Below are 14457 nucleotides of genomic sequence, written 5' to 3' on the forward strand. Positions count from 1 at the left end.
GTGGCGCAGCGGTATCCTTGCTCGGGGTTCGTGGCGGCTATTTGCGCGCCAGGAGCGGCACGCCGGGGTCGAACGCCAGCACCGCTTCGGCCCATTTCGCGACGCGGAGCACATGGAGGTCGTTGCGATAGGGGCCGGCGATCTGTACGCCCAGCGGCAGGCCGTTGTTGCCGAACCCGGCCGGCAAGGAGACTGCCGGCGCTCCGACGAAGGTCCAGGGCGCGCAATATTCGGCGTCTCCGGTCCAATCCAAGCCGCGCGGCGCTTCGCCGAAAGCCGGCAAGGTGAGCACTGCGTCGAAGCCGTCGAGCTCAGCGGCGAGCGCCTTCTGCCTTAAGGCCTGGGCCGCCTTCGCGGCGAGATATTCCATGGCCGTCTTGCTTCGCCCGCTCTCGACGTGGCCCTTCATGACCTCGCTGACCCGGTCGGGATGGCGCGCGATCAGATCGGAGAAGATCGTGGTCGCCTCGCTGAGCATGATCGTGGTGATCGCATGCCAGTTCACCGCGTCGAGCTCTCTCAGTTCGACCTCGATGATCGTCGCACCGGCGCTGCGCAGCTTGTCGATGACGGACTCGAATACGGTCTTCTGCTCCGCCTCGGCGCGCTCCCATTTGGCGAAGCGCACCGCCGCGAGCCGTGGCGTGCGGTGCGGCGTGAGGCCCTGGTCGATGCCGACGGTGAAGCCCGGCAGCGGCCGGCCGTGGCGATCATCTGCGCTGGTGCCTGCCAGCAACGAGAGGGCGAAGGCCACGTCGTCGACGCGGCGGGCGAAGAAGCCGACATGGTCGAGCGACGGGCTAAGCGGATGCACGCCGCCGCGTGGAATCGCGCCGAAGCTCGGCTTGAAGCCGACGACGCCGTTGAAGGCCGCCGGTCGGATCACCGAGCCGAGTGTCTGTGTTCCCAGCGCCAGCGGCACCAGGCCGGCCGCAACCGCGGCGGCTGATCCGGACGATGAGCCGCCCGGTGTGTGCTCGGGGTTCCATGGATTGACGGTGGGACCTGGATGGCGCCAGGCGAATTCAGTGGAGACCGTCTTGCCGAAGATGGTTGCGCCGAGATTGCGCAGCCGTTCGACCACCCAGGCGTCCGCATCCGGCACGTGATCGCGATAGATTTGCGAGCCGTTGGTGGTAGGCATGTCCGAGGTGGCGATGATGTCCTTGATGGCGACGGGAATTCCACCGAGCGGGCCGGTCTTTGGAGCGACATCCCGCGGCAGATATTCGAATGCTTTCAGCTGCGGTTCGATCGCCTGCGTCTTCTTCAGGCATTCTTCACCATAGGCGATGGCTGCTGCGGGGTCGGCTGCGAACCGCTGCAGCAGGTCGAGGACGCCGGCACCGGCCTTCGGTGTGGACACAGGGAAACGCTCGGACATTCATCGATCCTATCGACTTGATCTCGTTGCCGGGCGGTGAACGGCCGCAGCGTGTTGTTCCGATCCTATCGGCTGTTCAAGCACACGCCAATCGTCCGGCCGATCGGCGCATATGAATACAGCGCATGGCGGCAGGCCCGTGCCGCGTGGCGGACAATCGCCGATGCGGCGCAGGCACGCGCACGGACATGCGCATCTGGCATGACATGAGTGGAGCGGCATCATTTGAGCCTCGCGCGAACCTGGCAGCAATCCGCTTCTCACCCGCTCAGGATGTGCTACCATTTTCGAGCAGGACCACTGATGTGGTCGGCCAAAGGACGTCTTCAGATACGTTCCGATAAGTAGACGCAGCCACATGAGCTGCCTCATGGGAGTGAAGCGATGACATCGGCTTTTCACCGAAGCATTCTTGCGCTTGCAACAATAGGTCTCCTCGCCGGCACCAGCATCGCCGGCGCGCAGCAGCAATCCGATCAGGGGAAGGGCCTGAAGAAATACGAATCCGGCACCAAGGAGTTCTGGACGCATCCGCCGGACGACTGGTTCCTCGGCGACGAGACCGAGGCGCAGAAGGGGCTGGCGCCGCCGTCGGGCCCGCCGACCGGTGCGTCCGATGCCGAGCTCGCGAAGATCGTCAAGCAGGTGAAGCTGCCGGACGGCTTCAAGATGGAGGTCTGGGCCTCGGGCGTGCTCGCCGCGCGGCAGATGGCCTGGGGCGACAAGGGCACGCTGTTCGTCGGCTCGTTCGGGCTCGGCAACGTCTATGCCATCACCGACAAGGGCGGCAAACGCGAGGTCAAGACGGTCCTCAAGGGCCTGAACATGCCGACCGGCCTCGCCTTCCAGGATGGCAATCTCTACGTGATCGCGGTCGACAAGCTGATCAAATACGAGAATGCCGAAGCCAGTCTCGACAATCTCGGCCAGGGCAAGGTCGTCTACGACGACATGCCGTCCTATGCGGCGCATGGCTGGAAATACATCGCGGTCGACAAGGAAGGCTGGTTCTATATCCCCTTTGGACCGCCCTTCAACATCGGCATCCCGCCGACGTCAGTCTCGCAGATCCGCCGAGTCGATCCGCGCACCGGCAATGCCGAGATCTATGCGCTCGGCGTCCGTAACAGCGTCGGCGGCGACGTCGACCCGCGCACCGGCAAATATTGGTTCACCGAGAATGCGCGCGACTGGGTCAGCGACGATCTGCCGAGCGACAAGCTCAACATGATCTCGAAGATCGGCGAGCATTTCGGCTATCCCTATTGCCATCAGGGTGACCTGCCGGATCCGAAATTCGCGATGGGTCACAAGTGCTCGGAGTTCACACCGCCAGTGCTGAACCTCGGTCCGCACGTGGCGCCGCTCGGCATGAAGTTCTACACCGGCGACCAGTTCCCGGCGGAGTACAAGAACAACATCCTGATCGCCGAGCACGGCTCCTGGAACCGGCACAAGTACCAGGGCGCACGGATCATGCGCGTCATCGTCGGCCCCGACGGCAAGGACGCCAAGCAGGAGGTGTTCGCCTCCGGCTGGCTCGAGGGCGACCAGGGCTATCTCGGCCGCCCCGACGACATCATCCTCGCCAAGGACGGCTCGATCCTGGTGGCGGACGACTGGGCCGGCGCGATCTATCGCATCAGCTACGAGAAGAAATGAGCTCGTCGTGAAAGCGGGGCTGCGCGCTGCCTTACGGCGGCCGCAGCCCCAACTATTTTGAATGTCGCGCGTTGATCAAGGACGACGTGCCGCACCCGGTCGCGGGTTTCGGGCATCGTCCGCGCGCCAAAGCAATGATGGGAGCGAGAACGCCTGCGATGAATCCAGGGACCTCCAGAATGCACCAGGTGATGGCCGCCGCGCTGATGCTCATGCTCATGCTTGCGGCGCCTCCGGCTCATGCCGCCGATATCGAAGCGGGCAAGGCCAAGGCCGAGCTCTGCGCCGGCTGCCACGGCGAGAACGGCATCTCGCAGACCGAGAACATTCCTTCGCTCGCCGGCCAGCAGGATCAGTTCATCCAGTGGCAGCTCGTGTTCTTCCGCGCCGGCACGCGCAAGAACGAGGCGATGAAGCCGATCGTCGATCAGCTCACCAACGAGGACATCCGCAACCTCGGCGCCTATTTCGCCTCGCTGCAGCCGGCCAAGGCGCCGCCGGACAACGATCCGGATCTGTCGGCCAAAGGCGCGCAAGCCGCCGCCGGCCGGCGCTGTGCCTCATGCCATCTCGACAGCTATGCCGGCACCAAGGGCGTGGCGCGGCTCGCCGGCCAGCGCGAGGAATATCTCGTCAAGGCGCTGCACGACTACAAATCCGGCCAGCGCGTCGGCGGCAGCCAGGCCGCGATGACCGATGTTGCCTATCCGCTAAGCGACGAGGAGATCACGGCGCTGGCGCATTATCTGGCGCATCTGTAGTTGCTGGTGATGGGATGGGGTCTCGCGCCACACCCACAGCTGTCGTCCCGGACAAGCCTGCCGACGCGAAGCGTTGGCGGGCGCCGATCCGGGACCCATACCGCGGAGTCCATCGAGGGATTTCGCTGCGAGTTGCCTGCCTCACCGCGGCCGCGGAGTATGGGTCCCTGCGTTCGCAGGGACGACACCTGTACTTGCCGCGGGACCGTGCCTGATCAACCTAAATCGCCTGATTATCCGGCCACTGCGGTCAACTTTGCCGCTGCGCCTCGTACACCTTGAGCTGCGTGTAGGATATGCGCAGGCGCGGCACCGGGACCTTGGCGGCATCGGCGCGGGCGACGAGATCGCCGATGACGTGATCGGCCTCGACCGGAAGGCCGGCGCTGAGATCGCGGAACATCGAGGCGGTCATCGGTGATCCCTCCGCGGTGAGCATGCCGGAGACGCGCTGGAAGAACGCGCCGGCTGGGGGGTAGCCTGCGGCCGCAGCGGTGGCGCTGCATTCGTCGAGCATGCCGAGCAGGAAATCCTTGCCGCCCGGCGCGGTCAGGATCACGCCGACCGGCGCACGCATCAATGTGGTCGATGCAGCGAGCGAGGACAGGAACACCCACTTCTCCCACATGTCCTGCATGACGTGGTCGCTGGCCGACGCATTGAAATTCCCGCGCCGGAAAATCTCGAAGATCGCGCGGACGCGGTCCGACGATCCGCCGTCGCGCTCGCCGAAGCTCAGCGATTGCATCGGCTGCAACTGCACGACCTCGCGCTGCTCGTTCAGGGTCGCGGCGATGGCGCAGAGCCCGCCAAGCACGCGCGCGCGCCCGAACCTGGCGTCGAGCACGTCGAGATGCTTCATGCCGTTGAGCAGCGGGATGATCGCGGTGTTCGGACCCACGGCCGGCGCGAACGAGGTGATTGCATCGTCGAGGTCGTAGGCCTTGCAGCTCAGCAGCACGACGTCGAAGTGCTGCTTAAGAGTGTCCGCCTGTACGGTCGGCGGATTGGGGAGGGTGACGTCACCGGTCGGACTGCGGATCACGAGGCCGGCACTGGCGAGTTCAGCCGCGCGGCGCGGGCGGACCAGGAAGGTGACATCGGCGCCGGACTGCAGCAGCCGGCCGCCGAAATAGCCGCCGATGGCGCCGGCGCCGACGACGAGAATACGCATGGGTAGGTCCTCTCTCTCAGCGAGGTCTCATCATGCAGGAGCGAATAGCGAATGGCGAGTAGCGAATGGGGATGGCCACCATGCCCTACTCGCTACTCCCTGTTCGCCATCGCTTCTCACCATTTCTCGCCAGACGGACGGATCTCCATTTCGAAGGTCCAGGCGCTCTTCGGCTGCTGGTAGAGCTGCCAATAGGCACCCGCGACCGAGGCCGGCGGCATCAGCAGGTCGGGATTGTCCAGCGCCTCCTTGCCCCAGAGTTGGGCGCGGCGCTCGCGCACCCAGGCGGTATCGACGCCGGAATCGATGATCAGATGGGCGACATGGATGTTCTGCGGCATCAGCTCGCGCGCCATCGCCTGCGCCACCGCGCGCAGGCCGAACTTGGCCGAAGCGAAGGCGGCATAGCCGGAGCCGCCGCGCAGCGAGGCGGTCGCGCCGGTGAAGAAGATCTTGCCGCCGCCGCGGGGCAGCATCAGCCGGGCGGCCTCGCGCCCGGTGACGAAGCCGGCCCAGCACGCCATCTCCCAGACCTTGCGGAACACGCGGTCCGTCGTCTCGAGGATCGGGAAATTGACGTTGGCGCCGACATTGAAGATCACGACCTCGAGCGGCGCATGCCTGTCGGCATCGTTGAGGAAGGCGGTGGTCTCGTCCTCCTTGCGGGCATCGAGCGAGCGCGCCACGATCCGCCCGCCAGCGGCCTCGACCTCCGCGACCAGCGGCGCGAGCTTCTCGCCATTGCGCCGGCCGGCGAACACCGTGAAGCCTTCGGACGCGAATTTCTTGACGATCTCGGCGCCGATGTAGTCGCCGGCCCCGACGACCGCGACGGTAGCGTTGCGCTGTTGCATGCTTGCTCTCCCGATCTCACTTCAGCGTCATTGCGAGGAGCGAAGCGACGAAGCAATCCAGCCTTGCTTTGCGGCGGGATCGCGTCGCTGCGCTCGCGATGACGACAATCACTTGCCCAGGATGTATTCCTCGACGTCGCGCAGCTGTTCCTTGCCGAAGAACATCTCATTGCCGACGAAGAAGGTCGGCGAGCCGAACGCGCCGCGCTCGACCGCGCGCTGGGTGTTCTCCACGAGCTTCGCCTTGACCTCGGGCTCCTGGGCGCGGGCGAACAGCTTGGCCCCGTCGAGCCCGGACGATGTGATCGCGGCGATCGCGATCTCGGGATCGTCCATCTTCTTCGGCTCGCGCCACATGTGGTGGAACGCCGCGTCGACATAGGCCTCGAACACGCCCTCGAGCTGGGCCGCGATCGCCGCGCGCATCAGGTTCAACGTATTCACCGGGAAGTACGGGTTCCAGACCCAGGGCTGCACCTGATAGCGCTTGAGGAAGCGCTGGGTTTCGACCTCGTGGAATTCACGCTTGTTCCTGATGCCGGCGAGCGACTCGGCCGGTGACCTGTTGTTGGTCGCCTTGAAGATGCCGCCGAGCAGCACCGGGACATAATAGAACTGGACGCCGATCCGCTTCACGATCGCCGGGATCGCCTCGTGGCTCAGATAGGCGTTGGGACTGCCGAAGTCGAACATGAATTCTGGCGCCGGACGGCTCATGGGCGGTCTCCTCGATTTTTCGCATTGTGGTCCAGCGCAGCAGCCCCGTCCAGGGTTTTATGACGGTCATCATATTCCAGCGGCCGGGAGGCATCGAGGGTGCATCAGATCATCCTGTGCACGGTGCGCTTGCGCCAGACCAGGAGATAATAGCTCATCTGCAGCAGCATCATCGCGGCGAACGTGATGGGATAGGCGAGCCAGACGCCGTCGAGCCCGATGCTGCGGCTGAGCCCGGTGGCAGCGGGCACCTCGATCGCGGCGATAGCAAACGCCGAGATCGCCAGCGGCATCCACACCGTCCCGGAGGCGCGCATCGCCGACGAGAACGTGATGGACATGCCGAACAGCACGGAGCTCCACAGCACGATGTGCAGCGAATGCTGCGCCACCTCGATGACGGCAGGGTCGGTAATGAAGAAACCCATCAGCACCCGTGAGAACAGATAGCCGATCGCGACCAGGCCGCCGGTCAGCACCACGTTCATCTCGATGCCCGTGCGCACGATGTCGCCGATCTGCTCGGCTTGCCCGCGACCGATCGCCTGGGCGCCGAAGATCGAGACCGAGATCGCGATCGACAGCGCCGGAAACTGCACATAGCCGAGCACCTGGTTGACCGCGCCATAGGCCGCCGTCGCGTCCGAGCCGAAGCCGTTGACGAGGCCGATCAGCACCATCTCGGCCAGCGACATCACGATCATGCCGATCGCGGCGGGGATGCCGAGCCGCAGTACGGCCCGCAACAGTTTCGGATCAGGCAGCATGCCCCGCAGGAATGCCGCATCGATCGCCAGCGGATGCTTGCGACGGCGCAGATGGACATGGAGCCAGGCCAGCGTCGTCAACGTCGAGATCGCCGAGGCCCAGGCGGCGCTGGCGACGCCGAGCACGGGCGCGCCGAGCCAGCCGCGGATGAAGACCGGGGTGAGCACCAGCCCGAGCGTGGTCGATGCGGCGAGCGAGGCCAGCGGCGTCACGGTGTCGCCGACGCCGCGCATCTGCGACGACAGCAGGATGTAGGCGAAGGTCAGCGGCATCGTGATCATCATGATGCGGGCATAGCCCGCGGCTGCATCAAGGATGTTGGCGGGCGTGGCGAGCGCGGTCAGCAATTGGCGGCTGAACACGCCGCCCAATACCGCGATCAGGCCGCCGAGCAGCAGCGCAATGGTCAGCGTCGTGCCGGCGACCTGCTTCACCTTCGCGGGCTCACCGGCGCCCCAGGCCTGGCCGATCAGAACGCCGGCGCCTGAGCCGAGGCCCATGACGAAGGAGACGAAGAAGAACATCGCCGGGAAGAACACCGAGACCGCGGCGAGGGCATCGACGCCGATCATCTGGCCGAGATAGACGTTGTTGATGGTGCCGAACAGCGACTGCAGGATGTTGCTCAGCATCATCGGAACGACGAACATCAGGAACGGCTTGCGCAGCGAGGTGGTTGGCGGCGACACGGCATGTTTCTCCGTCGACCGCTCTTCATTCGGAGTACGGTCGCGTTGCGAGGAATTGGAACGAGTGCCGCCGCGAACGGCTGCTCTCATTGGCTGTTGAAATCAGCCGATCTCACTCGGCGCGGTGGCGGTGCGCGAGTGCGACGGCGTGGTCGCGGATGTCGGCCGGCCAGTCCGCGATCAAGGCGGCGAAGCGGCCGAGATCGCCGGCGAACAGCGCCCGCGACGCCTCCTCGAACTGCGGCAGGTTGCTGCCGATCCCGGACATGAAATGATAGGCCGCATCGCGTGCCTCACGGGCGCGGTCGGTGTCGCCGCTGGCACGGCGGGCGTCGTGGACCAGCTTGCGCAGTGCGACCGAGGCGCCGCCCGGCTGCGCGTTCAGCCAGTCCCAGTGCTGCGGCAGCAAGGTCACCTCGCGGGCCACGACCCCGAGCTTCGGCCGGCCGCGGCCACGCGGCTCGGTCGGCCCTTGGTTCGCCGCCGCGCCGGCTTCGACCGGCAGGCGCGCCAGGATCTCCCGGTCGCTGCCGCGCAGATCGAGGTCGATCGGCTGTCCGGTGCGGTCGCTGAAAATCACGATCGGCTCGGTGCCCGGCGCGGCGTGTTTCAGCACCAGCGCCACCTTGGGCAGCGGCCCGGCGGCGACCCGGGTTTGGCCGGCAAATGCGGTGAAGGTGTCCATATCGGCAGTCCCATGTGATCACCCCAATAAAGCCCGGGTGAAATTAAAGTCAATATTACCCGGGTAATTATTTCATGCCGGGGTGAGGATCCCGGCGCCTCGCCGAACCCGTCCTGTCCTGCTACGGAACGGCGCCCGCCACCCGATCCGTCCCTGGAAACCCCATGCTGACCGTTCACCACCTCAACAATTCCCGCTCGCAACGCGTGCTCTGGTTGCTCGAGGAGCTCGGCGTGCCCTATGAGATCATCCGCTACGAGCGCCAGCCCGACATGCGGGCGCCGAAGGAGCTGCGCGCCATCCACCCGCTCGGCAAGTCGCCTGTCATCACCGACAACGGCAACACCGTCGCGGAGTCCGGTGCCATCGTCGAATATCTGATCGAGACCTACGGCAATGGCCGCCTGATCCCGCCGCCGAAGACACCGGAGCGGCTGCGCTATTCCTATTGGCTGCATTACGCCGAGGGCTCGGCGATGCCGCTGCTGCTGCTGAAGCTGCTGTTCAACATCATGCCGAAGCGAGCGCCGGCGCTGCTGCGTCCGATCGTGCGCAAGGTGTCGAACCAGGCCTTGAGCACACTGGTCAATCCGCAGCTGAAGCAACACATGGCGTTCTGGGAAAGCGAGCTGCAGAAGAGCGAGTGGTTCGCCGGCGATTCGTTCACCGCGGCCGACATCCAGATGAGCTTCCCGCTGCAGGCGGCGGCATCGCGCGGCGGCCTGGAGCAGGGCCATCCGCGGGCGATGGATTTCCTCGCGCGCATCGAGTCGCGGCCTGCCTACAAGATCGCGCTGGAGAAGGGCGGGCCCTACGAGGTCGGCCGCTGAGCGCTATTTTGTGGCCGTCGCCGGCGCCGCGGTCGCCGCAATCACCTCGCGCACCAGCCGGGCGACGCCTTTGATGTCGCCGTTCGGATCCACGGAATCGCCGAGCCGGACCACGACCATGCGCTGGCTCGGCATGATCACCAACCGCTGGCCGAGCAGGCCGAAGGCGAAGAACGCGTCCGGCGGAATTCCCGCGCGGGCACGTCCCTGCGCGTGAAAATGCTGGCTGCGGTTGGTCCACAGCCCGGCGCCGTAGTCGGTGTCCAGCGTCGCAGTTGCCGACATCGCGACCCAGCCTTCCGGGAGAATGCGCCGGTCGCCGACGACGCCGTCGCCGAGATAGAGCAGTCCGAGCTTCGCCCAGTCGCGCGCGCTCGCCAGCATGTTGCCGTAGCCCTGAACGGTCCCGCTCCCATCGTATTGCAGCGTCGCGCTGCGCATGCCGAGCGGGTTGAACAGCTCGCGCCAGGCCAGCTCGATGGTCTGCTCCGGTCCCCCGGCGGCGTCGCGGATGATGCGCGCCAGGATCTGGGCGCTCGCGCTCGAATAGGCCCAGCGCTGGCCGGGCGGCGCGATCAACGGCGCATGCACCGCGAACGCCGCCATGTCGCGGTGGATGTCCATCTGGCTCGACGGATCGAAGCCGGAATTGGTCTCGTCCAGCGCCAAGCCTGATGTCATGCGCATCAACTGCTCGATCGTGATGTCGTGGCGCGGATCTCTGGCCTCGCGCCACTCCGCGACCGGCGCCGGGATCGACGGGCTCAGCTTGCCCTGCCGGGTGAGGATGCCCAGCAGGGCATTGGTGACCGTCTTGGTCATCGAGAAGCCCACAAGTGGCGTATCGACGCCGATGCTCGGCGCATAGCGCTCTGCGATCAGGTGACCATCCTTGACGACGACGACCGCCTTGGTGCGGCGGAACGGCGGGTTGGCCGGCTCCTCGAAGGCATGATCGAGCGCCGCCTTCAGCGCGGGATCGCTGGGCTCCACCGCCGTGTTTTCCGCGAAGTCGGGCAGGGCGGGAGCAGGCCCCGCAGCACGCAGCGCAGCGACGTCGGTGTGCGGCAGGTAAGGCGGCTTCTGGCCCTGGAGCGTCACGCAACCGAGGCCGTCGTGAAACGAGGCGCGGGTGGCGTGCAGGCCGAGCAGCGACGCCTCCACCAGGCGCATGTCGGGCTCCACCCGGTAGCGCATCACGGCCCGCAACCGGCGCAGACCGGGCCGTTCCATGGTCTCCGCAAACACCGTTTGCGGATCGAGGCCGGAGACGTAGGTCTTGGCGCAGATCATCTCGGCGACCGCGCTGGTCGCAACGCGCAGCGCCCGGTCAGGCCGATAGGTGAGCCACCCCGCCACCAGCAGGGCCGCAAACACCAGCAGACCGACCACGAATCTTCGCAAATGCACCAGAACGTCCGACACCGTCTCGCGGGCGAGCCTCGCTGCGCCCTGGTATACTTCTAACGCGCCTCGGTCACCACGCCAACGGAGGGAAGCGGGTGAAGGGCCCCGCCGGGCGGCGGCAAATCGTCATCCGGGGCCACGATGTCCGACATCGCCTGGGAACCGGCGCCTCAGCGCCCGGCTGCGGTGGCGCCCTTGCTGCGCGGATCCGGCGCGCCGACGAATCCATCGGACGTCACCAGGATGGAGTTGGCCGAGGTCCGTCCCATCGGCTCCTCGATCTTGTGACCTCGGGCGCGCAGACCGGCGAGCACGTCATCGGCAAAACCCTTCTCGATTCGGACCTCGTCGGGCATCCATTGGTGATGCAGGCGAGGCGCGGTGACGGCCTGTCGGACGTCCATCCGATAGTCGAGCACGTTGACGGTCACCTGCAGCACGGTCGAGATGATGCGGCTGCCGCCCGGGGAGCCCGTGACGAGCACGGGCTTGCCGTCCTTCAGCACGATGGTCGGCGACATCGACGACAGCGGCCGCTTGCCGGGACCGGGCAGATTGGCCTCGAAGCCGACCAGGCCGAAGGCGTTGGAGGCGCCGGGCGCGGCGGTAAAATCGTCGAGCTCGTTGTTGAGCAGCACGCCGGTGCCCTCGGCGACGAGGCCGACGCCATAGGGGAAGTTCAGCGTGTAGGTGTTGCTGACGGCATTGCCGTCATTGTCGACGACCGAGAAATGCGTGGTGTTGCTGCCCTCCCGCAGCGGCGTGGTGTTGAGCACGTCGCCGGCGCTGGTGGCGTGCGCGGGATCGATCCCGGCGCGCTGGCGCGCGGCATAGTCCTTCGACAACATCGCGCGCACCGGCGCGTCGACGAAGGCGGGGTCGCCGAGATAGCGCGCACGATCGGCATAGGCACGCTTCATTGCCTCGATCAGCAGATGCAGCGACGCGGGCGAGCCCTGCTTCAGCTCAGCGAGCGGAAAGCCTTCGAGGATGTTCAGCATCTCGACCAGCACGGTGCCGCCCGACGACGGCAGCGGCATCGACACGATGTCATAGCCGCGATAGGTGCCGCGCACCGGCGTGCGCAGCACCGGCTGGTAGGATTTGAGGTCGTCCGCTGTCATGATGCCGCCGGCATCCTGGATCGCCTTGGCGAGTTGGTCGGCGACCGGCCCTTCATAAAATCCGCGCGGGCCCTGCTCGGCAATGGCGGTGAGCGTCGCCGCCAGATCGCGCTGGATCAGCCGGTCTCCTTCCCTCAGCACCGTGCCGTCGGGACGAATGAAGATCGCGGCCGACGATTTCCATTTGGCCAGCCGCGGCGCCATCATCGGCAGGGTGACGGCAACGTCGTCGGTGACCGGGATGCCGTCGCGCGCCAGCACGATCGCCGGATGCAGCAACTGCGCCAGCGTGAATTTGCCCGAGCCGTATTTCTCCAGCGCCAGCGCGAGACCTGCGACCGATCCGGGCACGCCGATCGACAGTGCGGAGTCGCGCGACTTGGCATTGTCGGGCTTGCCATCGGTGCCGAGGAAGATGTCGCGCGTGATGGCAGCGGGGCCGGTCTCGCGATAGTCGATCGCCACGTCCTCGTTGGTCCTGGCGATGTGAATGACCATGAAGCCGCCGCCGCCGATGTTGCCGGCAACGGGATAGGTGACTGCCATCGCAAAGCCGGTGGCAACGGCGGCATCGACTGCGTTGCCGCCGAGCGCGAGGATGCGCTGGCCGACTTCGGCTGCGATCCTCTCCTGTGCCACCACCATGCCATGCGCGGGCGGCTGCGCCGGCGCGGCGACACCGGGTGGCTGCGGGATGTCGATGGCTTGCGAATCCAGCGCCCGCGCCGGCAGGCAGCCGGCCAGCAACAGCATGAAACCCGCAAGGAGCCGTCGTCGATCAATCGTGAACGTGGTCATCGCAATTCCGCCGTTGCTGACATCCGCCTGGGATCGTCAGATGTTATAGGGCCGCGTCGCCGGCGTAAAACGCGACACCGTGATCGTCGCAGGATGCGACGTCGTGATCGCAAAGGATCTTCGAATGGCCGTCACCACGATCGAGACCTCTGGCACTGCCGACGGCCGAATCTATCCCGGGCGCGCGGCCGTCGTCAGCTGGATCTTCTTCGATTGGGCGGCGCAGCCCTATTTCACGCTGATCACGACCTTCGTCTTCGCGCCCTATTTCGCGGCGCATGTCGCGCCGGACGCGGCGAGCGGCCAGGCGCTGTGGGGCTTTGCGACCGCCGCGGCCGGCATCGTCATCGCGCTGCTGTCACCGGTGTTCGGCGCCATCGCCGATGCCACCGGCCGCCGCAAGCCATGGATCGCGGCGTTCGGCGCGATGCTGGTGATCGGCGCCTCGCTGATGTGGATCGGGCGTCCCGGCGCGCCGGAGCTGATCCCGCCGCTGCTCGCGGTCTATGTGATCGCCACCATTGGCGTCGAGTTCGCCACGGTGTTCAACAACGCGATGATGCCGACCTTGGTGCCGCCGGAACGCATCGGCCGGCTGTCCGGCACCGGATGGGCCACCGGCTATGTCGGCGGCATTCTCTCGCTCGTCATCGTGCTCGGCTTTCTCGCCGCCAATCCCGATAGCGGCCGCACGCTGTTTGGATTCAAGCCGCTGTTCGGGCTCGATCCCGTGAGCCATGAAGGCGACCGCATCTCCGGTCCGCTCACCGGGCTCTGGTTCATCGTGTTCGTGCTGCCGATGTTCCTGTTCACGCCGGACTTTCCGGCGCGGCACCGGTTGGGCGCGGCCGTGCGCGAAGGCATCGGTCAGTTGAAGGAGACATTGCGCAGCCTGCCGCAGCAACGTGACGTTGCGTTCTTTCTCCTCGCCAACATGATCTACACCGATGGCCTCGTCTCGCTGTTCGCCTTCGGCGGCATCTATGCCGCCGGCACGTTCGGCTGGAACACGATCCAGATCGGCACCTTCGGCATCATTCTCGCCGCCGCCGGCACGTTCGGCGGCTGGCTCGGCGGCAAGCTGGATGATTTCCTGGGGCCGAAGCGCGTGATCGCCGGCAGCATGACCTTGCTGCTGCTCGCGATCATCGCGATTCTCATGGTGAGCCGCGAGTCGATTCTGTTTATTCCGGTCACGCCGGCGGTGCCCGGCGGCCCGCTGTTCGCCTCGCTGCCGGAGCGCGCCTATCTCTTGCTCGGCTGCATCATCGGCGCCTGCGGCGCGCCGCTGCAGGCGGCCTCGCGCTCGCTGCTGATCCGGATGGTGCCGAAGGAGCGCGTGGCGCAATATTTCGGTCTGTTCGCGCTCACCGGCAAGGTGACGTCGTTCATCGGCCCGCTGCTGATCGGCACCATCACCGCGGTCACCGCGAGCCAGAAGGCCGGCATGGCCGTGCTCGTGCCGTTCTTTGCGGTGGGGCTGGTGTTGCTGGCGCGGGTCAACTCAGACCGTCATGCCCGGGCTTGACCCGGGCATCCATCCCGCTTCGACAGGCTCTTCTTTAGACGATGGATTGCCGGGTCAAGCCCGGCAATGACGACCT

At 66.2% G+C, this 14457-nt stretch carries 12 protein-coding genes; 4 read left to right on the plus strand and 8 right to left on the minus strand.

Annotation, left to right across the window (positions count from 1 at the left end; genetic code table 11):
* Nucleotides 1-37: 37 nt before the first annotated feature.
* Nucleotides 38-1384 carry an amidase gene (locus QX132_RS23840; RefSeq protein ID WP_316163051.1) on the minus strand — a complete coding sequence of 449 codons (1347 nt, stop codon included), beginning with the start codon at nt 1382-1384 and terminating at the stop codon, nt 38-40.
* Between the two features lie 384 nt (nt 1385-1768).
* Here QX132_RS23840 and QX132_RS23845 point away from each other — a divergent pair, with 384 nt between their 5' ends.
* Both QX132_RS23845 and QX132_RS23850 read left to right on the plus strand, forming a co-directional pair.
* On the plus strand, nt 1769-3046 hold the full coding sequence (locus tag QX132_RS23845; protein WP_316163052.1) for a PQQ-dependent sugar dehydrogenase: 1278 nt from the start codon (nt 1769-1771) through the stop codon (nt 3044-3046).
* A gap of 179 nt (nt 3047-3225) precedes the next feature.
* Nucleotides 3226-3807 carry a c-type cytochrome gene (locus QX132_RS23850; RefSeq protein WP_316163053.1) on the plus strand — a complete coding sequence of 194 codons (582 nt, stop codon included), beginning with the start codon at nt 3226-3228 and terminating at the stop codon, nt 3805-3807.
* 250 nt (nt 3808-4057) lie between these two features.
* Here the strand turns inward: QX132_RS23850 and panE are convergent, their stop codons facing one another.
* From panE to QX132_RS23875, 5 genes are all read right to left on the minus strand, one after another.
* Complete coding sequence (gene panE / locus QX132_RS23855) at nt 4058-4981, minus strand: 2-dehydropantoate 2-reductase (RefSeq protein ID WP_315781723.1); 924 nt, start codon at nt 4979-4981, stop codon at nt 4058-4060.
* A gap of 116 nt (nt 4982-5097) precedes the next feature.
* Entirely contained in the window at nt 5098-5835 is a 738-nt protein-coding gene (locus tag QX132_RS23860) for an SDR family oxidoreductase (protein WP_315777321.1), read from the minus strand.
* 108 nt (nt 5836-5943) lie between these two features.
* The gene (locus QX132_RS23865) at nt 5944-6552 is read right to left on the minus strand and encodes a 2-hydroxychromene-2-carboxylate isomerase (protein ID WP_315797910.1); all 609 of its coding nucleotides are present in this window, start codon (nt 6550-6552) and stop codon (nt 5944-5946) included.
* A 104-nt stretch (nt 6553-6656) separates the two neighbouring features.
* Nucleotides 6657-7970, minus strand: a complete 1314-nt coding sequence (locus QX132_RS23870; RefSeq protein ID WP_316163083.1) for an MATE family efflux transporter — start codon at nt 7968-7970, stop codon at nt 6657-6659.
* 151 nt (nt 7971-8121) lie between these two features.
* Nucleotides 8122-8694, minus strand: a complete 573-nt coding sequence (locus QX132_RS23875; protein ID WP_315781717.1) for a DUF2239 family protein — start codon at nt 8692-8694, stop codon at nt 8122-8124.
* 164 nt (nt 8695-8858) lie between these two features.
* Between QX132_RS23875 and QX132_RS23880 the strand changes: the two genes are divergently transcribed.
* Entirely contained in the window at nt 8859-9524 is a 666-nt protein-coding gene (locus QX132_RS23880) for a glutathione S-transferase (protein ID WP_315777318.1), read from the plus strand.
* 3 nt (nt 9525-9527) lie between these two features.
* On the opposite strand, the gene QX132_RS23885 is transcribed toward QX132_RS23880, so the two are convergent.
* Together QX132_RS23885 and ggt are read right to left on the minus strand one after the other, a co-directional pair.
* A complete protein-coding gene (locus tag QX132_RS23885; RefSeq protein WP_315740653.1) occupies nt 9528-10934 on the minus strand; it encodes a serine hydrolase in 1407 nt (468 codons plus the stop codon).
* A gap of 167 nt (nt 10935-11101) precedes the next feature.
* Nucleotides 11102-12808, minus strand: coding sequence for a gamma-glutamyltransferase (gene ggt / locus QX132_RS23890; RefSeq protein WP_316163084.1), 1707 nt, complete (start codon nt 12806-12808; stop codon nt 11102-11104).
* A gap of 169 nt (nt 12809-12977) precedes the next feature.
* Here ggt and QX132_RS23895 point away from each other — a divergent pair, with 169 nt between their 5' ends.
* Nucleotides 12978-14381: an MFS transporter gene (locus QX132_RS23895; RefSeq protein ID WP_315770595.1), complete on the plus strand. Its 1404-nt coding sequence runs from the start codon at nt 12978-12980 to the stop codon at nt 14379-14381.
* Nucleotides 14382-14457: the final 76 nt, after the last annotated feature.

The organism is Bradyrhizobium sp. SZCCHNRI20481 (genome assembly GCF_032485055.1).
Lineage (GTDB): Bacteria > Pseudomonadota > Alphaproteobacteria > Rhizobiales > Xanthobacteraceae > Bradyrhizobium.

Coding starts and splice junctions, on each gene's coding strand:
- QX132_RS23850 (WP_316163053.1), top strand. CDS start 3,226: ATGCACCAGGTGATGGCCGCCGCGCTGATGCTCATGCTCATGCTTGCG.
- panE (WP_315781723.1), bottom strand. CDS start 4,981: ATGCGTATTCTCGTCGTCGGCGCCGGCGCCATCGGCGGCTATTTCGGC.
- QX132_RS23870 (WP_316163083.1), bottom strand. CDS start 7,970: ATGTTCGTCGTTCCGATGATGCTGAGCAACATCCTGCAGTCGCTGTTC.
- ggt (WP_316163084.1), bottom strand. CDS start 12,808: ATGCTGTTGCTGGCCGGCTGCCTGCCGGCGCGGGCGCTGGATTCGCAA.
- QX132_RS23860 (WP_315777321.1), bottom strand. CDS start 5,835: ATGCAACAGCGCAACGCTACCGTCGCGGTCGTCGGGGCCGGCGACTAC.
- QX132_RS23845 (WP_316163052.1), top strand. CDS start 1,769: ATGACATCGGCTTTTCACCGAAGCATTCTTGCGCTTGCAACAATAGGT.
- QX132_RS23880 (WP_315777318.1), top strand. CDS start 8,859: ATGCTGACCGTTCACCACCTCAACAATTCCCGCTCGCAACGCGTGCTC.
- QX132_RS23840 (WP_316163051.1), bottom strand. CDS start 1,384: ATGTCCGAGCGTTTCCCTGTGTCCACACCGAAGGCCGGTGCCGGCGTC.
- QX132_RS23895 (WP_315770595.1), top strand. CDS start 12,978: ATGGCCGTCACCACGATCGAGACCTCTGGCACTGCCGACGGCCGAATC.
- QX132_RS23865 (WP_315797910.1), bottom strand. CDS start 6,552: ATGAGCCGTCCGGCGCCAGAATTCATGTTCGACTTCGGCAGTCCCAAC.
- QX132_RS23875 (WP_315781717.1), bottom strand. CDS start 8,694: ATGGACACCTTCACCGCATTTGCCGGCCAAACCCGGGTCGCCGCCGGG.